This window comes from Yersinia sp. 1252 StPb PI (assembly GCF_048593885.1).
Lineage (GTDB): Bacteria > Pseudomonadota > Gammaproteobacteria > Enterobacterales > Enterobacteriaceae > Yersinia > Yersinia enterocolitica_E.
Window position 1 is genome coordinate 1 of record NZ_JAZGQE010000076.1, and the last position, 20,940, is coordinate 20,940.

A 20,940-nucleotide genomic window follows, 5' to 3' on the forward strand; every position below is an offset into this window, starting at 1 on the left:
CGCATCGCAGAGCTTAAGGGGGAGCGCTGTGAAGAGGTTGGCATTGACGCAGCTTACGTACTTCGACGCTTAGTTGAGATAGACCAGATGGATGTCTTGGACATCTTACTCCCCAATGGCGAACTAAAGCCGATTAAAGATTGGCCCAAGACATGGCGCACAACACTTTCTGGTATTGACGTCACGGAGATGTCGGGTGATGCGCCTGGATTTCTCAAAAAGATTAAGTGGCCTGACAAAGTGAAAAACCTTGAGTTGCTCGGTAAGCATGTCGATGTGCAGGCGTTTAAAGAAAATGTGAAGAATGAGCACTCAGGGCCAAATGGTGGCCCAATTCAATATACCGACCTCTCAGAAGAAGAATTAGAAGACCGCTTAAAGGAGTTGGGTCATGGCCGTCACAGATCACAACTCAGCGAGAAACAGACAGACTCTTGAGGCATTCAAACAAAGGGCTATTCAGAACGCTCGCACTAGCCTTTTGGACTTCACGCTATACACCAACCCTCTGTACGAAACCGGCTGGTTTAACGAACTTCTCTTTGCGGAGCTCGACCAGTTCCTGATAGATGCAGAGGCTGGACTGATGCCCCGGCTGATGATATTTGCGCCCCCTCGTTCCGGTAAGAGTGAGGCGGCATCAAGACGCTTTCCCGCTCACGTTTTGGGTAAGCATCCCGACTGGAATGTGATCGCCTGCTCGTATTCGTCTGACCTTGCTAACCGCATGTCCCGCGACACGCAGCGCATCATCGGCTCGACGCGCTATCAGGAGATATTTCCTGACACCAATCTCGCTTCTGGCAGAACAGGCTCAGGCGGAGCAATACGCACCGCAGAGCTATGGGAAGTCATAGACAGCAAGGGGAATATCCAGGGCGGATCATACCGGGCCGCTGGTGTTAATGGCGGCATCACCGGTCAGGGTATGAACATCGGCATCATTGATGACCCGGCCAAAGACTACAAAACAGCATCTTCCCCAACCTATCAGTCTTCAGTTATGGATTGGTATGACACAACCTTCTTCACGCGTGCTGACCCTCGCCTGAATGGCATCGTTATTATCCTGACCCGCTGGCATCAAAACGACCTTGCAGGCCAACTGCTAAAGCTAGCTGAAGAGGGTGGAGAAAAATGGCGAGTCATCAGTTTCCCAATGGAAGCAGAGCAGGAAGAGTTTCACGAACTAAACGGCAAGAAGTATTCACTCCGCAAGCCAGGTGAAATCCTGTTCCCTGAGCGTATGCCGCAAGCGTTCGTAGACAAGGCTAAACAGCGTGGCTCTCTGGTGTGGAATGCGCTCTATCAGCAGCGCCCTACAACTCGGGGCGGCGGCCTGATAAAGACTCATTGGTTTGGTGAGTATAAAGAGCTACCCGTCATGAAATGGCGAGCTGTCTACGGCGACACCGCGCAGAAAATAAAAGAAGTGAATGACTTCTCTGTTTTCGAACACTGGGGGTTGGGCGTTGATGGTTACATGTACCTCATCGACATGATCCGCGGTAAGTGGGAATCGGACGAGTTAAAAAGGCGAGCGGTCGCATTCTGGACTAAATCGAAACAACTCAAAAATGGCCCGCTACGCCACATGGCAATAGAAGATAAATCTTCTGGCACCGGGTTAATTCAAAGCATTCGGAAAGATGCCATATGTCCTGTTAAAGCAATTCAGCGCGACAAAGACAAATACACCCGCCTCATGGACACGCAGGGGTATATAGAGTCCGGCTACATAAAACTCCCTAAAGAAGCTGTATTTATCAATGACTTTCTCGTTGAAATGGAAGCCATTAACCCTGAATTCAACACGCACGATGACCAACTTGATCCAATGATGGATGCCATCACTGAGATGAAAGGCAAGTCCGGCGTGCTGTTCCACATTCCTGACGAGATTTTGACATGACAAGAAAGAAGGCTGTGCGAACAGCTCAAGCCGTGCAAGCACCTCGGCGGGAACTGGCGAAGATTACAAATACGCATCTTGAAGCAGCATCTGTTGCGAATGACGAAAAGCCATTTGCTCAGTTTAAACGTTACGTGCCGCTACCAGGTGTGATTCCAGAGGGCAAAAAAGAATCTGCTCTAGCTATGGACTCCACGCCTTACGATGTCATCAACAGCATGTCGATTGGTGGTGAATATTCTGGCTTTCGTGGCTACCCGATTTTGGCGGCAATGTCTCAGCAGGTTGAGTATGCGAACATGCATACCATCATGGCTGATGAGATGACGCGTAACTGGATTGAGGTGAAGAGCACGGAAGAGGGTGATCCTGATATCGACCTGATGGATTTAGCTCTGACCAAATACGACATCAAGCGCTTGATTCACGAGGCTGTAAGGCAGGACTCAGAATATGGCGTGGCACACATCTTTATCGATGTTGGAGCTGACGATATAGAGAATGCGAAACCGCTATTTCTTGATCCGCGCAAGATAACTAAAGGATCACTGAAAGGCTTCCGGTGTATAGACCCAAACTGGGTTTACCCGGCGATGTACAACTCAAGCAAGCCGCTGAGACCGGATTTCTACAAACCTCAAGCATGGTTCGTAATGGGAGACACGGTGCATGAGTCTCGATTCATCGATATCGTTAGCCGCCCGGTTCCTGACATCCTGAAGCCATCCTATAACTTTGGTGGGCTGTCTCTAACGCAGTTGATGGAAGATTACGTTGTTGACTGGCGTGACGCTAAAAAGAACGTTATTAAAATCCTCAAGACATTGCGCATGCGTGGATTGAAAACCGACATGGATGCTCGGCTACAGGAGCCAGGCGAGTTCGATAAGCGCGTTAAGTTGTTCATAAAGTATCAAGACAACTTCGGGCTTTGGGTGCATGACAAAGAGGAAGAGCTAACCCATCAGCAGACATCTCTTAGTGAGCTGTCAAACATCCTATCGAACTACCAGGAGCAGCTTTGCATCCCTTCCCGCGCAACCAACCTGAAGATGTTTGGTAATGCTCCAGCAGGGCTTAATGCAAGCGGAGATTCCGAGCTAGAAACATGGCATGAAACAATCTCTGGATCTCAGGAGTTGGATTACCGCCGTGCAATTGAAAACATCTTCAAGATTATCCAACTGTCAGAATTCGGTGAACTTAAGCCAGACCTCTACTTCGAGTTCAGGCCGCTCGATGAGGTCAGTGATGAAGACCGCGCCAACATCAACAAGACTCGCGTTGAAACAGTGGTTGCTGCTGCTGATAGCATGCTGATTAACTCTGAAGAGGCGCGAGACGCACTTAAAAGCATTGAAGGTGCAGGATTCGAAAACCTGAAGGGCGACTATGAACCGGAAACCGAAGAAGAGTAAAAGCCTTCGGGCGGTCAACTATAACGCCGGTAATATCATTTGGTATCGCAGAGAGTTACTGGCTGTTATCAGAGAAATGAATGACGATGTTAAGAAGCAAATCGTCCCGATATTTGAAGATAACCCACTGGCGATGGATGCTAATCCAGTTCAATTGTTGCGCAGTGCTTTGCGTGCTCTATCTAAGAAGTGGGTGGATCGCTTCATTAAGATGGCGCTGCCTACTGCTGAATCAGTGACAAACAAGACTGGCGAGGCTGTTGACCGCTCATTACTTGCTGCTGCCCGTAAAGACTCAGTAACAATTAACATGCAGTGGACTGAGGCTATGCTCGAAAAGCGAGAGGCTATCATTTCTGAAAATGTTTCTCTTATTCGCTCAATACCTGAGAAGTATTTCACTGAAGTGGAATCGATGGTGTTTCGCTCAGTAGCTAAGGGTGGCGACCGCAAAGGATTGGCTGACGAAATAGAAGCTAACTTTGGCAAGCGTCACGGCATTACTCGCAGGCGTGCTGAATTCATTGCACGTGACCAGGTACGCAAGGCTACCAGTGCACTGTCCAATGCAAGGCAACAAGCGGCAGGGATTAAGCGAGGCGTCTGGTTACACAGTGGCGGCGGTAGCGAACCTCGCAAGAAGCACGTTCATGCTAACGGGCAGGAGTTCGACCTCGACAAGGGGTTGCCAATCGGTGACAAGGGGCAGTATGTGTTGCCGGGAGAAGAGCGGAATTGCGGGTGTACGTGGAAGCCAGTATTGCCGTTTTAAGGTATAATAAAATTAGGCTAGGGTCGCTCCCGAAAAGCGGTATCGTCACCGCCTGCCAACTTAACCATGACGAACAACTAGACGAGGTTGATATGGGAATTCGCAGACACAGCACAAGAAAAATTAAGCAGATGAAAAATGATGAAGTTATTTTCTCTGCGGTAAATAAAATGGTTCAAGATCTTCTTGATCGCGAATCGGTGAAAAAGACTAGCGATAGTCAGAGTGATATTTTTTCGAAATTAATAAAGTAATCCCCCCTCACAAAATCAAGGTCGCTTAGGCGGCCTTTTTTATTGCCTGAAAAACAGGAAAGAACATGAAAGATGTGAAGTTTGCCTTCGATAAGGCGAGCGTTCGCCGCTATGACGTTGACGGGATGCTTCATGTTGAACTGACGCCAATCAGTAAGGCTAACGTCTGCGTCTACTACGGCAAAGAGATACCTAATTGGGAAGAACATGGCTTAGAGCCTGATAAAGCCTATCGCCTGCTGCGTGATCCGAAAGAATTGGAACTCGCAGTTGAAACGTTCAACAACAAGCCGCTGCTTAATACGCATATTGCCGTTTCCATATTAAACCCACCGAAAGAATCAATCATTGGAGCCACTGGCAGCAACGCCGTGTTCGAAAATGGTTATTTGAAAAACTCTCTCGTTATTTGGGATGTGAATTCCATTATCGGCGTAGAGAACAAGCAGCAGCGTGAAATCTCATCCTCATACCGTTATCGGCTCGACATGACGCCGGGCGAGTACGAGGGCGAACCATACGATGGCGTTATGCGTGACATCGTTTGTAACCATGTGGCAATCGTGCCAAGTGGCCGGGCTGGCCCGGATGTATTTGTATATGACTCACTACCTACAGGACTCAAACTGATGTCGAAACTTAATAAATTAATGTCGTTCATCAAGCCGTTACTGGCTAACGATGAAAAGTTGGAAGAGGTGGAGAAGAGGGTTGAAGAAATCATTAAAGATGATGACAAAACTCCCAAAACAGCGAAGGACGAGATGACCGAAGAAGAAAAGGAAAAGCTTGCGAAGGATGAAGAAGAACAGGCTGAGAAAGACAAATTAGCCAAAGACGAAGCTGATAATACCGATAAAGAGAAAATGGCAAACGACAGCAGATTAGCCATGGACTCAGCAATTAAAGGCGTTGAAGCCCGCTTTGCAGCCCTTCGCCAAGCTGAGCGTGATGTTCGACCTGTTGTTGGTGATCTGGCCTGCGACAGCGCTGATGAAGTTTACCGCACAGCCCTGAAACAAATGGGATGCACAGACCACGCAACATTACCATCAGCCTCACTTCAATCAGTGTTTAAAGCTTACTCTCGCCCTGCGATGGCAAATGACGCAGCGCTAATTAGCCACGATTCGCGCACTGCCGTGAAAAACTACTTCGAGGGCAAATAATATGTCATTCCAACAAAACGTAGAAATTTACTCCGGTGTCGGTCAGGCGGGGCAGCCAGCATCAACATCTCCAATTATCGCCGCAGCCGGTGGCCCAGGCGCATTTCAGGCTGGCACTAACGGCCTAATCATGGCGCGGTTCGCATGGCGCAATGCTACCAACCTGTTACGACTGGATAACACTGGCACTGGAAAGCCCGTTGGTTTCGTACAAAACAATGCCAATGCCACTATCGATTATCTGCAAAGCAACAGCATGACTATTTCAGCAGGCCGTGAAGCATCAGTAATTGTGGGCGGCGACTTCTGGGCTATCTCTACAACTGTAGCGACAGTCGGTCAGAAGGTGTTTGCAGTTCTTGCTACGGGCCTGCTGGCAACTGGCGCGGCTGGTGCAACAATCTCTGGTGCAGTAGAAACAGACTGGTATGTCGCCAGCCCTGCCGCTATTGGTGATTTACTGATTATCTCTACATGGAGCAAAGCATAATGCCTCAATTGACTCAGGCTGATTTCGCAGCCTTTAAAGCGGAAGCCGAATCGCGTGGCATTTTCTTGCCATCCTCAGTAACTAAATTTGCAATGGATGCTGATGTTCAGCCAGGTATGCCACCTAACGGCGGTATTCCGGCAATCGTTTCTTCATTCATTGATCCTGAAATCGTCCGTACTATCTTCGCCAAGCAAAAGGCCGTCGATATTCTGGGCGAGAAGAAAAAAGGCGCGTGGGCTCAAGATACATTGATGATCCAGCGCGTTGAACAATCTGGTCATGTTGTAGCGTATGACGATTACAGCGAACAAGGTGGTAACCAAGTTACACCTGGATGGGAAGACCGCCAGGTGTATCGCTATCAGACCATGGTCACTTATGGCGAGTTGGAGCAAGAACGTTATGGTTTAACTATGTTGCCCTATGTGGCAGAGAAGCAGCGTGCGGCTGCATGGACGCTGAATCAGGCGCAGAACAAGTTCTACTTCTACGGTGTGTCCGGCTTGCGAAACTACGGAATCCTGAACGACCCAGCACTACCTACGCCGATTACCCCAGCCACCGTTGATGGTAAAACGCTGTGGAAAGATAAGCAGGTAGTGGATATTTACAACGATGTCCTGGATCTGTATGCAGATCTGATTGCTCGCACTAATGGTGCGGTAGGTGACGGTGTTGATATGGCATCACCTTTGGTTCTGGTGATGAGTCCTAACGCTTCTGTGTGGTTCAAGCGTGCTAACGAAATCTTCGGTAATACCGTAGAGAAGATGGTTAAAGACACCTTCACTAACATCCGAATTGAAGTTGCCCCACAGTACGATACGGATGCGGGTGAACTGGTGCAGATGTTCGTTGAAACTGCTCAGGGCCAGCAGGCTGGTTATTGTGCATATAGCGACAAGCTTCGTGCACATCCAATCATCACTATGACATCAAGCTGGAAACAGAAACACTCCGGTACCACTTACGGCGCGGTAATCACTCAGCCGTTCCTGTTTGCTCAAATGCTCGGAGTTTAAGATGGCAGCTAAAAAATCCACTTATGTTATCGGCTGTAAACTTCCTTGCGGCTTGTCGTTTCGGCATGAAGATAAAGTCATTACCTTGGCGGGGGCTAACACATCCAAGCTGGTAAATGGCTTTGGCATGACGAAGGATGTTCCTGCAGAAGCATGGGAAGCATTCGAAAAAAATCACGCTGACTCTAAGTTCATTAAAAACGGGATTATCTTTGCCGTTTCTGATGAGGAATCAGCTAAAGATGCAAGCCTTGAACGAGCGAAAGTGAAGACAGGACTTGAGCAAGCATCGCAAACCACTGGCGGCGTGGAACCACAAAAAGAGGATTAAGCATGGCAATCGTGGTGCTCAATATCACGAAATTCCGAGCCATGTTCCCTGAGTTCTCCAATGTAACCGACGAACAACTCCCTTACCTGTTTGAACAGGCCACCGATTACCTTAACAACTCTGAATTCTCATTAGTCTATGACGTCATAAAGCGCGAGCGTCTGCTCTACATGCTTATGGCGCATTTGGCATACATGCGATTTGGTGATGATAAAGGTAACGGTGGAACGGGAATTGTTGGTCGCCTGGCATCAGCATCTGAGGGAAGCGCATCAGCTTCCTTTGATGCTGGGACGGTGGAATTTCGTTACATGTGGTACACGCAGAGCCCATATGGCATGGATTTCTGGCAGGCAACAAAAGTCTACCGCATGGCGAAATACTATCCGGGGTGAGTTATGGCGGGGAAGATAACCGAGTTTCTGGAGCAGGTCAGCAAATCTCTGGAATCCAAGCAAGTAAAGGTTGGCTTTGTTGATGGTTCTACATATCCAGACGGAACTAGCGTGGCAATGGTTGCGGCAATTAACGAGTACGGAAATCCCAGCAATAACCAACCGCCTCGCCCATTCTTTCGTAACGCGATAAGTGAAAAGTCTGGAGATTGGGCCGAAACGGTAGCCAGGGGGATTCGCGCTGGAATTGATACCACGCAAGTTCTTGAGGTTGTGGGCGCTCAAATCAAAGGAGATGTACAGGAATCTATAACCACCCTCATGGAGCCAAAACTTTCTGATGTAACTCTTCACATTCGTAAAACGAGAAAGGTGCTCCCTAACCAATCTGATAAGCCTTTGGTTGACACTAAAGTCATGACCGGAGATGTTAATTACGAGGTGGGAGAAATTGAACCTTCATCGGATAGTTAAACCTGCCATTAACCGCGTAAACCCATTTATTTCTGCACTTGTTCGCCGGTCTGATGGTTTCACTAATGGTGAGGGCCGGAAACAGGTCCCCAAGTATTTCCCTGACGCGCCGGTCACTATTCAGTTGCAGCCTCTATCCGCTGGCGACTTGAAGCATGTGGACGGGCTAAACATATCCGGCCTGCTCAAATCGATTCATGTTGATGGGAATTTTTACGGCGTGAACCGTCAAAAAGTGCTCGGCGGTGACCTTTTTATTATTGGCAGTGAAGAATGGCTTGTTATTGAACCACTGGAGTTGTGGCCAGACTGGTGCCGATTGCTTGTCCAGTTGCAGGTGACGCCATGAATGATATGACCATTGATAACGTGATTGATGTGCTGGCTGACTTTGCAGAGCCATTCATCGGCAAGTGTGAACAGGCCCAGGCTAACCGAGTGCCAATGGATAAAGGCCAGTTTTGCATTCTGACGCCATTGAGATTTAAGCGTCACTCAACCAGCCGAGAAATCAAGAAAGATACCGGGTCACCAACAACAAGCGCCATTGGTTTTACTGAAGTTAGACAGGCCGATATTCAGGTTGATATCTACGGCGATAACGCTGGGGATAGGGCTATCGCTCTGGAGACCTTATTTCGCACTGGCTATGCATATGACCTCATTAAATCCATTGATGAGCGAGTGGCACCTCTTTACAGCTCTGAGGCTATTCAGGCCCCAATGATTAACGGCGAAAACCAGTGGCAAGAGCGTTACATGGTGACCGTCTCGCTACAGGTTCACATTACTATCGATGTTCCGCAGGACTACTTTGACAAAGTTCACTTCACTATTGAACAAGTGGATGAACCAACACCCAATTCTGTAATCAGCGCCGCCGTCATAGCTGCGCCAGCCGCTATCTAATTTACGTTCAAGCTGAAAAGGCGATTCAATGAGCAAAATTCCATTATCGCGTGACTTTAAGATCACGCCATCTACTGTAAACGCAGCCGGTACCGCGCTGGATGTTTACGGTCTTCTTTTATCCGATAACGAGTTACTGCCTGTTGGTAAGGTTTCAGAGTTTACCAGCGCGGCAGACGTTGGTGCCGCCCTTGGCACAACCAGCAAAGAATACCTGGCCGCGTCGCTATATATGTCCGGGTATGACAATTCCACTGTTCGACCTGGCGCAGTCTTGTTTGGTCGGCTAGTCCGCGCCCCTGCTTATGGATGGCTTTTGTCTGGAAGCTTTAAAGGCGTGAAAATTTCGGACTTACAAGAGGTTTCTGGAACAATCACATTAGAATTGGATGGCGTTCCATTAACCACCTCAGCTATTGATCTATCTGGAGCCACAAGCTTTACCGAAGCAGCTACATTAATTGCTGCCTCGATAGGCGCAGGAGCTACGGTTAATTGGCTTCCTATTCAGAGCAGGTTTTTTATTCGCTCAACCTCTACAGGGGCAAGCAGTTCTGTATCCCAAGCATCCGTTAGCGCCACTGCAACTGCATTGAAACTAACCGCTGACACCGCAGCTACAACTTCTCCCGGATCTGATATAACCAGCATTACAGATACAATGGCGGCGATTGTAAATCAGAATCAGGATTGGGTGATGACCGCTAGCCTGGTTGATCTCGCTGACGAAGAAAAAGAAGAGCTGTGTGCATGGGTAAGCGCATCAACTAACCGCTATGCCTACTCGATGTATGACACATCGGAAGATGCGACAGTTGCCAATAATGATTTGTGCTTCGTTCAAAGTGTGGTCATTCTGAATGGCTATGAAAATGTGTTCCCTGTTTATGGTTCATATATCTACGCAGTGCTGGCGCTGGCTTACTCTGCATCACTTAATTTCAACCGAACCAATGGCCGAGTATCTTACAAATTCCGGGCATTCGCAGGTATCGCGCCAAACGTAACTGATAACGCAACTGCTGCCGCGCTAGAGTCAAATGGCTATAACTTCTATGGCGCATACGGTCAGAACAAGACACTGGCTAACTACGTGTCGGATGGTGCTATCACAGGCAAATTCCTGTGGCTTGATAGCTTCATCAGCCAAGTATGGATCAACGCCAATCTTGTTGCCGCATTCGCTAACCTGTTCACCAATAACGCTTCATATGCGTTCAATGCCGGTGGTTACGCTTCCATATCTGCTGCTGTGATTGATGTGGCTACCAATGCGATTAACTTTGGCGCTATTCGTGCTGGCGTTACGTTGGATCAGGCGCAAATCAACATCGTTAATGATGCTGTGGGAACTGACATTTCCAACGTGCTGTATACGCAGGGCTGGTTCTTCTTCATCCCTCAGCAAACAGGTGCATCACGAACCGAGCGCAGCCTTGACGGTGCAATCTTCTATTACGTCGACGGGCAGTTGATTCAAAGCATCGACATGACCTCAACAAATATCCTGTAAGGACTGAAAATGCCTATCGATATTACAAGTGCCAATTCGAAGCTGCGTATCATCGTGCCATCGTTTTACCCTGGTGGGTTTGATGTTGATGATTACGCGGCTGAAGATATGTTTGATACCGGCGCATTGCAGAACGCTGAGGATATGATGTCAGCAGATGGTAAATACCATGCTGGCTTTATCTTCAACCCAACGGAGCTGACTATCACTCTAATGGCGACGTCTAACGCTGCCCAGCTAATAGGGGATTGGTACGCAGCCGAGCGAACCGCAGTAGCTAAGTTTGCTTGCAACGCAGTGCTGACCATCCCAGCCCTTAATATTAAGTATAACTTTGTGAATGGGGTGCTCTATACGTGGACACCAGCACCTCCGGGCAAGCGGGTATTACAACCACGGCCCGCGATATTCCACTTTGAATCCTGCACACCGAGCGCCGCATAATGTCCAGAAAACAAATCACGTATATCGTGGAAGATGAAGGCAGAGATAAGGGCAAGGAGTTCATTATCACTGAGATGTCAGCGTGGGATGCCGAAGAACTTTCGGAAGAGATTTACCGGGCCATGGGTCATGGTGAATTCAACTCATTACCGGCTGACGTTGTGTCGATGGGGGTTGCAGGTTTGGCTACGGTAGGTGTATCTGTTCTTGCTGCCGCTCCTGCATCAGTATCGCGACCTATTTCCGATAGAATTCTATCGACAGTAGAGATTGTCATAACTAATGAAGGGAAAGATATTAACCGAGCTATCAAGCCCCTCGACTTCGAAGAAATTTCAACCATTCGAACACTGAAGGATAAGGTTTTTGAACTGAACTTTGGTTTTTTATCACTCGCCGCCAAGTAAAGTTTCCTTACCTCGAAACCCCAACTCCACCGCGAAAACTCACCGCAACGGTAAACATCCCTAAGAACATATACGCAGTTATATGCTCAGGGAAGGCCACGTATGCAGAATTGCAGAACGACCTGTCTGTGAGGGATATGTTTAATCTGCTGGAAGTTATCGCGGTGGAAGCACACAACAGCGTTGCCTGGCGGCAGCATATGGAGAAACCACGGTGATTATAGAAGAGCTGGCATACAAAGTTACTGTAAGAACCGAGGAATTTCTCTCTGGTAAGAAAAAGGTCGAAGAGGGAGCTAAGAGCCTTGGCAAAAATGTGTCAGATGCCTTGGGTGAGGCGGAAACCAGCACAAAAGGCATTGGCACGGAAGTCAAGAAAGTCGGTGACCAAGTGCGCCGTACTGCTGATGATACCAAGCGCCCATTTGGTTTTATCAGTGGCGGATTCTTTGGTGCTGCCAAGGGCGCCAAGGAGTTTGGCAAAGAAGGCAAGGAAGCATTGGGTAGTGTTGTCACCGGAACTGCCAAGTTCCTAGGTTTGGCCCTGTCCATTGAAGGGACTCGTCGTTTGTTTACCTCGGCAACCAATAGCCTTGTTGATTTAGGGAATGCGTCAAAGTTCCTAGACCTAGATCCTAAAGAGGTTGATGGTTGGAAGAAAGGTGCGGAATCGGTAGGTAGTTCTGCTGAGGCGATAACTAGTGCATTAGTGAAGTTAAAAAACACCAAAAACTGGTCAGTATCGGGCATGGGAGCACCGGACGATTCTACCCAAGCAATATTACAACTAGGCTCACAAGTTGGGGTGGATATCATTGGGGCCAAAGATCCGGGCGAGATGTTTAAAAAGGTTGAAGAGGCGTTGCGTAAACTTCCAAAAGAACAAGCGTCGACCTATATTCAGCGACTTGGATATGACACATCATTGCTACCATCAATCCTTGATGGCTCTCTTGACCAAAAGCAGGGGAAATTTCAAGGTACTTCAAACAATACTGAGCAGATGATTAAACAGGCGCTGGAAGTGAAAGAGGTTATGGTGAAGCTAGACCAGACTACAGAGAGCCTGGGGAATAATCTGGTTAAGGTTTTTGGCCCCGACGCTGTGGCTCTTATGGAGACTTTTAATCAATGGGTTACCGCAAACGGAGGTAATGTTATTGATTTCTTCAAAGATGCAGATAAGTGGGTTCGGCAATTTTCCGCGGCATTGGCTGGTAATAATAATGCCATTCATCAGTGGGCGCAGGTATCAGACAACTTCAACTTGATATCTGGGTTCAACAAGCCGGTTATAGATGTTGGCGGCTATATGAATAAAAAGCTAAAGGGCAATTCGGCTTGGGAGTGGTGGAAGGGAATAAAAGATAAAGATATCCTTGACTTGCTGAAAGGTGATGGGAAATATGACGAAGAAAAATTACTTGATGCGCTGATGATGGCCGAGAGTGGTGGCAATTCGAAGGCTGTATCGAAGGCTGGCGCTGTGGGCGCATATCAACTAATGGAGGGAACGGCTCGAGACATGGGGCTGCGAGTAGATAATGAGGTTGATGAAAGAAAGGACCCGATAAAATCCAGGGAGGCGGCACGGAAGTACCTTAATCGGCAAATCAATAAATACGGAAGCGTTGACCTTGGACTTAAAGCATACAATGTCGGACCAGGGGCCTTGGATAGGTGGATTAATTCAGGATCAAGACCTCAAGACCTGAACAAAGAAACAAGCGCTTATGTTGGCAGGGTATCGAAATACTATGGTAGCGATCTAGCTAATGCCGCATCAATGTCTTCAATACCTCAAAATAGTCAAAGCAGCGACAACAGTCAGACTAGCACTACACACATTGGAACTGTTCAGGTTAATAGCAACCCTCAAAGCGTTGACGCAATACAGAAATCCATTGAAGAGCAACTTCGTCGAAGTGGGATGACTGGTTCGTTTATCTCTGGAAATTACTAAGACTACTTTTCTTTATTTATTGTAATTCCGGCCTGAGGGAATCGCTTTGAATGTTTGGATATTGCTGTCATTTGAGAAAATCCACCAGAACCGCACATGGAGTATTGAACATACACCCAGTCACTATCGGAAAATATACCATCAACCCATGAACGACTAGCATTATCCAATGATGAGAAGTTTGTCGGTATACTGATGCTCGCGTTATTCATGTCGGAAAAAGTCATTTTCTCAGGGTATCTATCATCAGAATCCATTGTGATTTTTTCAATTTTCATCATTTTTTCATTAACGTCGCAACCAGATATTTCAACGTTGAATGACTTCACCATAACCATTTCGTTTTTTATGTCATTAATAATAGTAGTTACTTCCATAGGATAATCACTTAGAGCATTGAGTGTTTTTGCCGATGAGTAAAACGCGATAAGAAGTGATGCCGTTGCTAGGACTGCACCAGTAAAACTGGTCTTTATTTTCATATGAATTTCCTTATGTTTTCGATGATTTTACCCATTAGCTGATGCAATAACACGCAAAACAGCCTACTCAGGTGGAATTTTTCTTTCTGGCGGTAACCATGAGCATTATAGACATAAACACCAGCGACATATTCAACGCTATTGGTGGTGGTTCTCCGTTGTCTATTATTGATAGCGTAATCCATCCATCATACTCGATCCGAAATCATGGGCAGGCAACCACGGCACTAGAATTCAGTGGTATGGCATCAATCCAGCCTAGCGCGGGAGCTAGCGTTGTCACTGCTCCTATTGAAAATGGCAAGTACCAATCTATCAATAAAGTGGTTCGTCCTGGTAGGGTTGTATGTGACGTGGTTATATCTGGACTCACTGGATTAACTGGTTCTATACCAAATATATTCAACCTAACATTTACCAGCCAGTCAGATACTCTTACCACAATAAAAAACATGATCTCCGCTGCGGAAACGTATGATATCGACACGCCAAAAGACGTTTATGAAAGCTATGACCTTGTTGATTGTAGCTACTCGGTAAATAGTAAGCGTGGGGTGTCATTGCTGGTTGTTAGTCTGATATTTGAAGAAATTAGGCAACAAATGGAGGTCCATCTATCAAGTACTCAAGCAAAAAGCACCCCTACAAAAGATGGGACTCAGAACGGTAATACCGGAGTTGGAGAGGGTGCCAATAACGGAGATTCGTCACCATCAAAAATTGACGAACTTCAAAAGTCATGGACTAACTTGAAAAAAGCAGTTGGTGATACGGTAGATGATGTAACTGGGGTAATATCAACAGGGTTCACCTCTGCTATTGATACAGTTAAGGGACCTCTGATTGAGGCTGCCACATCGGCTGTCGATAAAACAACCAATCTAGTTAACTCTATAAAAAGCGAGATAACATGAATGTAATTACGCTGGAAAATAAAAAATCTCAATCAATATTTATAACGCTTGAAGGTCAAAGTTGCTTAATAAGGATTATACAAAGAGATAGTTCTATATATATGGATCTCACAGTCAATGGCGACCCCATACTTCAAGGCGTTCCATGCTTGTATGCAAATAAGATTGTCAGATACAAATATCTTGGGTTTAGAGGTGATTTATTTTTTCTTGATAATGAAGGTCAGTCTGATCCTCAATGGGATGGGCTTGCGGATAGATTTCCTCTTTATTTCATAACGGAGGCTGAACTTGTATAGCAAAAAAGAACTACGTTATGAGTTTGCTTTATCGAATGGATCTTTTGATAAAGAGGGAAATGACAAAATAAGCATTGATAACGTTAAATCCTCATTTCGGGTTGGTTCGTATGGAAGTTACGGCGGTGTACAATCGGAAATAATGATATTCGGGCTTAGTTTAGATCGCTTAGCCATGTTGTCAGGTAAAGGTATAGGGGTATGGACTCCAGCACAAGACACGAGCATTAGCGTCTACGTTGGGGTAAATAAAATATTTTCAGGTGGCATTTTCGCCAGTTACGCCAACATGAATGGTCAACCAGAGACCGCTCTAATTATGAATGCGGTTGCTGGATTAAGCCTGAAGACTTCATCATCTAGCGCATTCTCACAGCCTGGTGCTGTCCCTGTATCAACAATGCTAGGTGCAATCTGCAATATATTTGGATTTAGATTAAACGCTCACGGACTTGATGGAATTATTGCTCAAAGCCCTAACTTTGCCGGTAGTCCAATGGATCAAATAAGGGACATATGCCTTGCACATGGGTTGAGATATCAGATTTTCGATAATGTTGTAACCGTATGGCCGGAGAAGTCGGCAATAGATGATGTTGTTCCATTAGTCTCTTCAGAAAGTGGATTGATTGGCTATCCTGTGTTCTCGCAAAACGGAATAACTTTCCAAACTCAATTCTCCACATTGCTATCCCAAGGCAGAGTAATTGAGCTTGTTACATCACTACCCAACGCCAGCGGCAGATATTTATTGAATGTCGTTGAGCACTTCCTAAGCTCATGGACTGAAGGAGGGAGCTGGCACACAGTGTGTCAAGCATCAAGAATGATGCAGGAGAATAACCAATGAATAACCCTTATTCTCAATCTCAAAATCAATCCAATGACAGTGATGCATTCGCCTCATCATTCAGTAAGCTACTCAACTCAAATTACTTTATCAGACTTGCTACTGTAACCGCCGTTCGTGGCACAGCACCTAATCTTGTGGTCGATGTATTGCCGCTGGTAGCAGAGGTTCGCAGTAGTGACAGAACTATCATACGTGGTTCGCAGATCTACAATATCCCTGTCTGGCGGTTACAGCGCGGAGGGAGTGCAATAATCATGGACCCGGTAGCTGGTGATATTGGGCTTATCGCAGTGAGCGATGTGGACATATCAGTTGCGCGTTCTGCCCGGAAAGAATCTGTTCCCGGCAGCCTCAGAAATCACTCGCAATCAGATGCTATTTACTTTGGTGGCGTTCTGAATGGACAGCCAACGCAGTTCATTGAGTTTACAGATGGTGCGATAAATATCACATCCCCCAACCCAGTAAATATAACCTGCTCAAAGGCAAATATAACCGCTCCCGATGGAATTGATGCTATTACGCCATTACTGAATGTTAGCGGGGAAATTAGGGCTGGAGGTAATATCACTGACAATGCTGGAACTCAGAGCGCATCACTCAAAGAGCTACGCGACAAATACAACACTCATGATCATGATGTTGTAAACGTTCAGGGCGGATCATCAACTATCACATCTAACGCTACGGACAATCAGGTATGACATACAGAACCTTAATGCTTGATCCTGATACATGGGACTTAACGTTAGATGGTAATGGGAACATTGCCATTGCTGATAGTGGTTATGCTGTCGCTCAAGATGTCGCATCAGCCTGCCTGGTGTTTTCTGGTGAGTGTTATTACGACAATACCCTGGGAATTCCATGGAAAGAAGAGGTGCTAGGTTCTCGCCCATCCGCTGGCTATATCGCCAAAAAGATGGAAGGTGAAGCCAAGAAATTACCCATTGTTAGCCAAGCCATCGCTAACGTGTTTTTCGACAAGAACACACGTAAAACGCGGGGGGCCATTCTGGTGACTGATAGAGACGGGAACCAATCACAGGTAATTCTATGACAACTTTGAAAACAGCGGTTCCCGGCGTAACCATCACAGAAACCGGTTTGCTTGTTCCTGATATTGCAGATGTCCTATCTGGCAGACTAACTGACTTAGACTCAGCGATGGGTGGCGGTGCTAGCCAGTCACTATCATCACCGCAGGGGCAAATATCGCAGTCAGACACAGAGATCATCGCCACAAACTATGATGCTTTGCTTTGCCTGTTCAACCAGATTAATCCTGACTATGCCACCGGCCGCTTTCAGGATGGTATAGGGAGGATATATTTTCAGGAGCGGATATCAGCACAAGGTACAATTGTCACTGCAACATGTAACGGAGCTGTAGGAACACTGATCCCAACAGGAAGCACTGCGCAAGATGAGGCTGGATATATTTACCAGTCAATCAATGCTGCCACTATCGGGCCAACTGGCTCCGTTGATGTTCAATTCCAAAATCAAACTACCGGCCCAATACCTTGCGGCTCTGGCGAGTTAAACCAAATATATGCGACCGTTTCGGGCTGGGATGCGATCACGAATGATGCGCCTGGCGTGGTGGGTATTGATGTCGAATCCCGCGTAGCATTCGAGACTCGCCGTCGCCAGTCAGTGGCAAGAAATGGTAGTAATACTGACGCAGCATTACTTGCTGTATTGCTTGAGACGGATGGAGTTCTTGACGCCTATGTCTGGTCAAACCGGACGGCCGCAGTGGTGAACAAAGGAACAACAAACTTTCCCGTCGTTGCCAACTCTATCTATATAGGCGTATACGGAGGAGAAGATGCTGATGTTGCCAATGCAATATTAAGCAGGAAAAACCCCGGAGCTAACCTAAACGGGAATACCCATTACTCCATTGAAGACAAAGAAAACTATAGTGCACCATATCCGGTTTACGATATGCAGTGGGAAAAAGTCGCGCCAGTACGGATTTATTACAAAGTAGAAATAGAAACAAATGAGAACCTTCCCTCTGATATCTCATCTCAAGTTAAAACGATGGTTGAACGTGTTTTTAACGGAGAATATGAAGGAATAACCAAAGCTAGAATTGGTGCAAGAATTAATGCCGGTATTTATTACGCCCCTGTAATTTCAATTTCACCTGACTATGTGAATATTTCATCTATATCAATATCTATTGATGGATTGTCATTTACGCAATCAGTAACGCCAGGCATAGACCAGATCCCCACAATTCAACAATCTGACATTGAGGTGATATTAGTGTGAGCCAAGAAGATACAATCCTAACGCAATACTCAGCAAGTAATAGAATCCTCTCCATCATCGACACATTCAATCAAGCCGTAAGCCTAGCCGACTTCACAGACGAATTTATTAAAAAAGTCTGGAATATAACAACGTGTGAAACTTTTGGTCTAGATATGTGGGGAAAGGTTGTTGGAGTTTCCCGCTACATTCGAGCTGGAATAGACAATGACTGTTTCGGCTTCTCTGAAGCAGATGATGGCGGCGGGTATCCTGCCCCATTTGGGGATAGTCCATTTTATGCAGGGGTACAAGAAACTGAAACAGTAAGATTAAGCAATGAGGCCTATCGAACTCTAATTTTGTGCAAAGCCTTTTCAAATATAAGCATTGCCACAATAAAAGACATCAACAAGTTTCTCACAATGCTATTCCTTGGGCGTGGGAGGTCTTTTTGCGTAGATTATGGCGATATGAAAATGGGGATAATTTGCGAGTTTAAATTAGAACCATATGAGATATCAATTTTAGAAAATTATGAAGTACTCCCAATACCAAGCGGTGTTCTTGCAATCGTTAGGCAGATAGTTTCTCCGTATTTCGGATTTGCAGAAGACGCATACCCTTTCAATGATGGAACCTTTTTCAGAGAAATATAAATGAATAGAACTGATGATCCAAAAAAACAGCCAGTTCCTTTTGGGGTCAACGGGCCGAGAGAAAATATCGAAGCCACAACCCCAACTGGCGACAACTCTGCTTCGTATAACTCAGGATTTCCACCTATAACAATGATCCTTAAGGCTGCGGGCGGATTGCCGCCAAAAGGCCAGGATATGAACCAGATATTATATGAACTCTCAAGCCTAGCCCGCTGGGCTAGCGCAGGAGCATTGAATGTTTTTGATTCGACGTTTGGATCAGACATCGCTGGATACCCAAAAGGTGCAGTGTTAAGTAATTCAACTTTCACTGGCTGCTGGCTAAATACTGTTGATGCCAACACATCCAACCCAGAAAATACAGATGGGACGCTAACAGGATGGGTTCCTGCGTTCACGTACGGCACAACCGCCATAACAGGGCTGGCAGCGGCTAACGTTACTCTGACGGCCCTACAAGCAGCGAATGAGCGCATTACACTTGCGGGTACATTAACTGCCAATATCAATCTCATATTCCCAGCATGGAAGAGAGAGTGGACGATCGTTAACAACTGCGCTGGAAACTTTAGCGTAACAGCTAAAACTACGGCTGGAACAGGTGTTGCCATTCCATCAGGAATGACTGCCAGCATTTTATGCGATGGAACCAATATTTATCAAGATTCAGTGATACTTGGGATCCCTGGGCGGCTGATGGGGTCACCTAAGCTTTTCAGTTCATCAGCAACATACACACCTACTGCCGGTTGCAAGTTAGCCATTGCCGAACTTGTGGGCGGTGGTGGCGGTGGTGGTGGTTGTTATCTTGCGGACTCCACTGGTGCAAGTGCTGGCGGTGGCGGTGGCGGTGGCGGGTATAGCCTTCTTATTTTTAACAATCCAGTAGCAACAACAATAACCATCGGGGCGGGTGGTGCTATGGGCCTTGTTGCTGCCAATAGCTCACCTGCAAATGGTTCGTCAGGCAGTGATACCACATTCGGCTCTCTCGCCACAGCTAAAGGTGGATACGGCGGCCTGTCTGCGGGCTGGGCTGTTGCAACAGGAACTGGCGACATGGCTACGACTGACGGTGGCGGTGGCGGTGTGGTAGGTACGGGTGCTTATTCTAGCGCTGGAGCACCAGGTAATAGGGGGTTGCAAGTTAAGCTGAATGGCTCTCAGGGGTTTGGCGGTGACTCAAAATTAGGAAATGGGGGGCAGTATTCACAAGGTGTCGGAAGCTCACTAATTTCACCAACCAAAGGTGGGGGCGGGGCTGGTAATTATCGGGCCTCTGGAACGACTTATGCTGGATCAAATGGTGCTAGTGGCTACTGTGTTGTGTGGGAGTATTTTTAATGAATAAGTATGCTGTAGTTCTCAATGGCGTAGTAATTAACATAGTGGTGTGGGATGGAGAATCTGACTGGAGTCCAGAAGTCGGTGAGACGGTTGAATGCGATGATGCCGTATCAATTGGATGGACATATGACGGGAGCCTGTTCTCTGACCCTAAATTATTAGACCCACCACCAAAATCTGAGCTTTATAAAAAGGAGTTTGAGTTGATGAACAAGAAGTATCTATCCGATGTCGACTCACTGTCTACTGCGTGGGGTAATGCTGGGTTGTTTGATGGTTCAACGGAAGCAACAAAAAAAGCAACACTTCAGGCCCAGGCTAATTCTGTAAAGTCGGCATATCAAGCCTCAATCTCTGCGTTGAAAATTAAATACGGAGTATAAAATGACCAGTTCAGCATTGTTGATTTGTCCTGCATGCGGATCGATGGATATTGAAAAAGAAAATGTGACAATTGATGGCGTAACTGAAGAGTGGTATGTCTGCAACGATTGCTTTTTTGAATGGCCCGTTGTGGCGTCAACTATGAATGCATCGTCAAGCGATGAGGGGCAATAAGGATCCTGCAAGGGGTGGGCGACACCCCGCGCAACCTCTAATTATCACACTGAAAAAAACAAATATGTTTGTGATGGCAAATTT

General features: G+C 46.6%; 28 protein-coding genes. 27 read left to right on the forward strand and 1 reads right to left on the reverse strand.

Annotated features, from left to right (window positions below; translation table 11 throughout):
• From V2A85_RS12605 to V2A85_RS12685, 17 genes are all read left to right on the forward strand, one after another.
• A partial coding sequence (locus tag V2A85_RS12605) for a terminase small subunit (protein WP_420071561.1) occupies positions 1-438 on the forward strand: 438 nt, incomplete at its 5' end.
• Positions 392-1,912: a phage terminase large subunit gene (gene terL / locus V2A85_RS12610; RefSeq protein WP_420071562.1), complete on the forward strand. Its 1,521-nt coding sequence runs from the start codon at positions 392-394 to the stop codon at positions 1,910-1,912. The genes V2A85_RS12605 and terL, both read left to right, overlap by 47 nt.
• Positions 1,909-3,330 carry an anti-CBASS protein Acb1 family protein gene (locus tag V2A85_RS12615; RefSeq protein WP_420071563.1) on the forward strand — a complete coding sequence of 474 codons (1,422 nt, stop codon included), beginning with the start codon at positions 1,909-1,911 and terminating at the stop codon, positions 3,328-3,330. Before terL ends, V2A85_RS12615 begins: the two co-directional genes overlap by 4 nt.
• A complete protein-coding gene (locus V2A85_RS12620; protein WP_420071564.1) occupies positions 3,305-4,102 on the forward strand; it encodes a phage minor head protein in 798 nt (265 codons plus the stop codon). Before V2A85_RS12615 ends, V2A85_RS12620 begins: the two co-directional genes overlap by 26 nt.
• Positions 4,078-4,356: a hypothetical protein gene (locus V2A85_RS12625; RefSeq protein ID WP_420071565.1), complete on the forward strand. Its 279-nt coding sequence runs from the start codon at positions 4,078-4,080 to the stop codon at positions 4,354-4,356. The genes V2A85_RS12620 and V2A85_RS12625 overlap by 25 nt, the downstream gene beginning before the upstream one ends.
• A gap of 65 nt (positions 4,357-4,421) precedes the next feature.
• Positions 4,422-5,525: a DUF2213 domain-containing protein gene (locus tag V2A85_RS12630; RefSeq protein ID WP_420071566.1), complete on the forward strand. Its 1,104-nt coding sequence runs from the start codon at positions 4,422-4,424 to the stop codon at positions 5,523-5,525.
• A gap of 1 nt (position 5,526) precedes the next feature.
• Positions 5,527-6,015 carry a structural cement protein Gp24 gene (locus tag V2A85_RS12635; RefSeq protein ID WP_420071567.1) on the forward strand — a complete coding sequence of 163 codons (489 nt, stop codon included), beginning with the start codon at positions 5,527-5,529 and terminating at the stop codon, positions 6,013-6,015.
• The gene (locus V2A85_RS12640) at positions 6,015-7,040 is read left to right on the forward strand and encodes a hypothetical protein (RefSeq protein ID WP_420071568.1); all 1,026 of its coding nucleotides are present in this window, start codon (positions 6,015-6,017) and stop codon (positions 7,038-7,040) included. Before V2A85_RS12635 ends, V2A85_RS12640 begins: the two co-directional genes overlap by 1 nt.
• Position 7,041: 1 nt before the next feature.
• Entirely contained in the window at positions 7,042-7,371 is a 330-nt protein-coding gene (locus V2A85_RS12645) for a hypothetical protein (protein WP_071666853.1), read from the forward strand.
• Positions 7,372-7,373: 2 nt separating this feature from the next.
• On the forward strand, positions 7,374-7,766 hold the full coding sequence (locus V2A85_RS12650; protein WP_420071569.1) for a DUF4054 domain-containing protein: 393 nt from the start codon (positions 7,374-7,376) through the stop codon (positions 7,764-7,766).
• A gap of 3 nt (positions 7,767-7,769) precedes the next feature.
• A complete protein-coding gene (locus V2A85_RS12655; RefSeq protein WP_420071570.1) occupies positions 7,770-8,240 on the forward strand; it encodes a hypothetical protein in 471 nt (156 codons plus the stop codon).
• The gene (locus V2A85_RS12660) at positions 8,218-8,589 is read left to right on the forward strand and encodes a hypothetical protein (RefSeq protein WP_069009064.1); all 372 of its coding nucleotides are present in this window, start codon (positions 8,218-8,220) and stop codon (positions 8,587-8,589) included. Before V2A85_RS12655 ends, V2A85_RS12660 begins: the two co-directional genes overlap by 23 nt.
• On the forward strand, positions 8,586-9,149 hold the full coding sequence (locus V2A85_RS12665) for a phage neck terminator protein (protein WP_420071571.1): 564 nt from the start codon (positions 8,586-8,588) through the stop codon (positions 9,147-9,149). Before V2A85_RS12660 ends, V2A85_RS12665 begins: the two co-directional genes overlap by 4 nt.
• Positions 9,150-9,177: 28 nt before the next feature.
• Positions 9,178-10,662, forward strand: coding sequence for a DUF3383 domain-containing protein (locus V2A85_RS12670; RefSeq protein ID WP_420071572.1), 1,485 nt, complete (start codon positions 9,178-9,180; stop codon positions 10,660-10,662).
• A gap of 9 nt (positions 10,663-10,671) precedes the next feature.
• Positions 10,672-11,106: a phage tail fiber protein gene (locus tag V2A85_RS12675; protein WP_049525852.1), complete on the forward strand. Its 435-nt coding sequence runs from the start codon at positions 10,672-10,674 to the stop codon at positions 11,104-11,106.
• Positions 11,106-11,513 (forward strand): hypothetical protein, encoded by a 408-nt coding sequence (locus V2A85_RS12680; protein WP_420071573.1) that lies wholly within the window; start codon positions 11,106-11,108, stop codon positions 11,511-11,513. The genes V2A85_RS12675 and V2A85_RS12680 overlap by 1 nt, the downstream gene beginning before the upstream one ends.
• 214 nt (positions 11,514-11,727) lie before the next feature.
• The gene (locus V2A85_RS12685) at positions 11,728-13,476 is read left to right on the forward strand and encodes a lytic transglycosylase domain-containing protein (protein WP_420071574.1); all 1,749 of its coding nucleotides are present in this window, start codon (positions 11,728-11,730) and stop codon (positions 13,474-13,476) included.
• Positions 13,477-13,478: 2 nt separating this feature from the next.
• Here the strand turns inward: V2A85_RS12685 and V2A85_RS12690 are convergent, their stop codons facing one another.
• Positions 13,479-13,958, reverse strand: coding sequence for a hypothetical protein (locus V2A85_RS12690; protein ID WP_420071575.1), 480 nt, complete (start codon positions 13,956-13,958; stop codon positions 13,479-13,481).
• Between the two features lie 98 nt (positions 13,959-14,056).
• On the opposite strand from V2A85_RS12690, the gene V2A85_RS12695 reads away from it, so the two are divergent.
• From V2A85_RS12695 to V2A85_RS12740, 10 genes are all read left to right on the forward strand, one after another.
• Positions 14,057-14,872: a hypothetical protein gene (locus tag V2A85_RS12695; protein WP_420071576.1), complete on the forward strand. Its 816-nt coding sequence runs from the start codon at positions 14,057-14,059 to the stop codon at positions 14,870-14,872.
• Positions 14,869-15,171: a phage baseplate plug family protein gene (locus V2A85_RS12700; RefSeq protein ID WP_420071577.1), complete on the forward strand. Its 303-nt coding sequence runs from the start codon at positions 14,869-14,871 to the stop codon at positions 15,169-15,171. Before V2A85_RS12695 ends, V2A85_RS12700 begins: the two co-directional genes overlap by 4 nt.
• On the forward strand, positions 15,164-16,021 hold the full coding sequence (locus tag V2A85_RS12705; RefSeq protein ID WP_420071578.1) for a hypothetical protein: 858 nt from the start codon (positions 15,164-15,166) through the stop codon (positions 16,019-16,021). The genes V2A85_RS12700 and V2A85_RS12705 overlap by 8 nt, the downstream gene beginning before the upstream one ends.
• The gene (locus tag V2A85_RS12710) at positions 16,018-16,728 is read left to right on the forward strand and encodes a phage baseplate protein (RefSeq protein ID WP_420071579.1); all 711 of its coding nucleotides are present in this window, start codon (positions 16,018-16,020) and stop codon (positions 16,726-16,728) included. The genes V2A85_RS12705 and V2A85_RS12710 overlap by 4 nt, the downstream gene beginning before the upstream one ends.
• On the forward strand, positions 16,725-17,084 hold the full coding sequence (locus V2A85_RS12715) for a hypothetical protein (protein ID WP_263697750.1): 360 nt from the start codon (positions 16,725-16,727) through the stop codon (positions 17,082-17,084). The genes V2A85_RS12710 and V2A85_RS12715 overlap by 4 nt, the downstream gene beginning before the upstream one ends.
• Entirely contained in the window at positions 17,081-18,310 is a 1,230-nt protein-coding gene (locus V2A85_RS12720) for a baseplate J/gp47 family protein (protein ID WP_420071580.1), read from the forward strand. Before V2A85_RS12715 ends, V2A85_RS12720 begins: the two co-directional genes overlap by 4 nt.
• The gene (locus tag V2A85_RS12725) at positions 18,307-18,948 is read left to right on the forward strand and encodes a DUF2612 domain-containing protein (protein ID WP_420071581.1); all 642 of its coding nucleotides are present in this window, start codon (positions 18,307-18,309) and stop codon (positions 18,946-18,948) included. Before V2A85_RS12720 ends, V2A85_RS12725 begins: the two co-directional genes overlap by 4 nt.
• Positions 18,949-19,125: 177 nt before the next feature.
• Entirely contained in the window at positions 19,126-20,295 is a 1,170-nt protein-coding gene (locus V2A85_RS12730; RefSeq protein WP_420071582.1) for a hypothetical protein, read from the forward strand.
• A complete protein-coding gene (locus V2A85_RS12735; RefSeq protein WP_420071583.1) occupies positions 20,295-20,681 on the forward strand; it encodes a hypothetical protein in 387 nt (128 codons plus the stop codon). Before V2A85_RS12730 ends, V2A85_RS12735 begins: the two co-directional genes overlap by 1 nt.
• A 1-nt stretch (position 20,682) precedes the next feature.
• Positions 20,683-20,856 carry a hypothetical protein gene (locus V2A85_RS12740; protein ID WP_420071584.1) on the forward strand — a complete coding sequence of 58 codons (174 nt, stop codon included), beginning with the start codon at positions 20,683-20,685 and terminating at the stop codon, positions 20,854-20,856.
• Positions 20,857-20,940 lie beyond the last annotated feature (84 nt).

What these genes read in the sequence shown, in the direction of transcription:
- V2A85_RS12635 (WP_420071567.1), top strand. Translation starts at nt 5,527, where the DNA reads ATGTCATTCCAACAAAACGTAGAAATTTACTCCGGTGTCGGTCAGGCG.
- V2A85_RS12655 (WP_420071570.1), top strand. Translation starts at nt 7,770, where the DNA reads ATGGCGGGGAAGATAACCGAGTTTCTGGAGCAGGTCAGCAAATCTCTG.
- V2A85_RS12700 (WP_420071577.1), top strand. Translation starts at nt 14,869, where the DNA reads ATGAATGTAATTACGCTGGAAAATAAAAAATCTCAATCAATATTTATA.
- V2A85_RS12740 (WP_420071584.1), top strand. Translation starts at nt 20,683, where the DNA reads ATGACCAGTTCAGCATTGTTGATTTGTCCTGCATGCGGATCGATGGAT.
- V2A85_RS12720 (WP_420071580.1), top strand. Translation starts at nt 17,081, where the DNA reads ATGACAACTTTGAAAACAGCGGTTCCCGGCGTAACCATCACAGAAACC.
- V2A85_RS12735 (WP_420071583.1), top strand. Translation starts at nt 20,295, where the DNA reads ATGAATAAGTATGCTGTAGTTCTCAATGGCGTAGTAATTAACATAGTG.
- V2A85_RS12710 (WP_420071579.1), top strand. Translation starts at nt 16,018, where the DNA reads ATGAATAACCCTTATTCTCAATCTCAAAATCAATCCAATGACAGTGAT.
- V2A85_RS12650 (WP_420071569.1), top strand. Translation starts at nt 7,374, where the DNA reads ATGGCAATCGTGGTGCTCAATATCACGAAATTCCGAGCCATGTTCCCT.
- V2A85_RS12715 (WP_263697750.1), top strand. Translation starts at nt 16,725, where the DNA reads ATGACATACAGAACCTTAATGCTTGATCCTGATACATGGGACTTAACG.
- V2A85_RS12640 (WP_420071568.1), top strand. Translation starts at nt 6,015, where the DNA reads ATGCCTCAATTGACTCAGGCTGATTTCGCAGCCTTTAAAGCGGAAGCC.
- V2A85_RS12730 (WP_420071582.1), top strand. Translation starts at nt 19,126, where the DNA reads ATGAACCAGATATTATATGAACTCTCAAGCCTAGCCCGCTGGGCTAGC.
- V2A85_RS12615 (WP_420071563.1), top strand. Translation starts at nt 1,909, where the DNA reads ATGACAAGAAAGAAGGCTGTGCGAACAGCTCAAGCCGTGCAAGCACCT.
- V2A85_RS12695 (WP_420071576.1), top strand. Translation starts at nt 14,057, where the DNA reads ATGAGCATTATAGACATAAACACCAGCGACATATTCAACGCTATTGGT.
- V2A85_RS12670 (WP_420071572.1), top strand. Translation starts at nt 9,178, where the DNA reads ATGAGCAAAATTCCATTATCGCGTGACTTTAAGATCACGCCATCTACT.
- V2A85_RS12630 (WP_420071566.1), top strand. Translation starts at nt 4,422, where the DNA reads ATGAAAGATGTGAAGTTTGCCTTCGATAAGGCGAGCGTTCGCCGCTAT.
- terL (WP_420071562.1), top strand. Translation starts at nt 392, where the DNA reads ATGGCCGTCACAGATCACAACTCAGCGAGAAACAGACAGACTCTTGAG.
- V2A85_RS12680 (WP_420071573.1), top strand. Translation starts at nt 11,106, where the DNA reads ATGTCCAGAAAACAAATCACGTATATCGTGGAAGATGAAGGCAGAGAT.
- V2A85_RS12690 (WP_420071575.1), bottom strand. Translation starts at nt 13,958, where the DNA reads ATGAAAATAAAGACCAGTTTTACTGGTGCAGTCCTAGCAACGGCATCA.
- V2A85_RS12645 (WP_071666853.1), top strand. Translation starts at nt 7,042, where the DNA reads ATGGCAGCTAAAAAATCCACTTATGTTATCGGCTGTAAACTTCCTTGC.
- V2A85_RS12675 (WP_049525852.1), top strand. Translation starts at nt 10,672, where the DNA reads ATGCCTATCGATATTACAAGTGCCAATTCGAAGCTGCGTATCATCGTG.
- V2A85_RS12665 (WP_420071571.1), top strand. Translation starts at nt 8,586, where the DNA reads ATGAATGATATGACCATTGATAACGTGATTGATGTGCTGGCTGACTTT.
- V2A85_RS12620 (WP_420071564.1), top strand. Translation starts at nt 3,305, where the DNA reads ATGAACCGGAAACCGAAGAAGAGTAAAAGCCTTCGGGCGGTCAACTAT.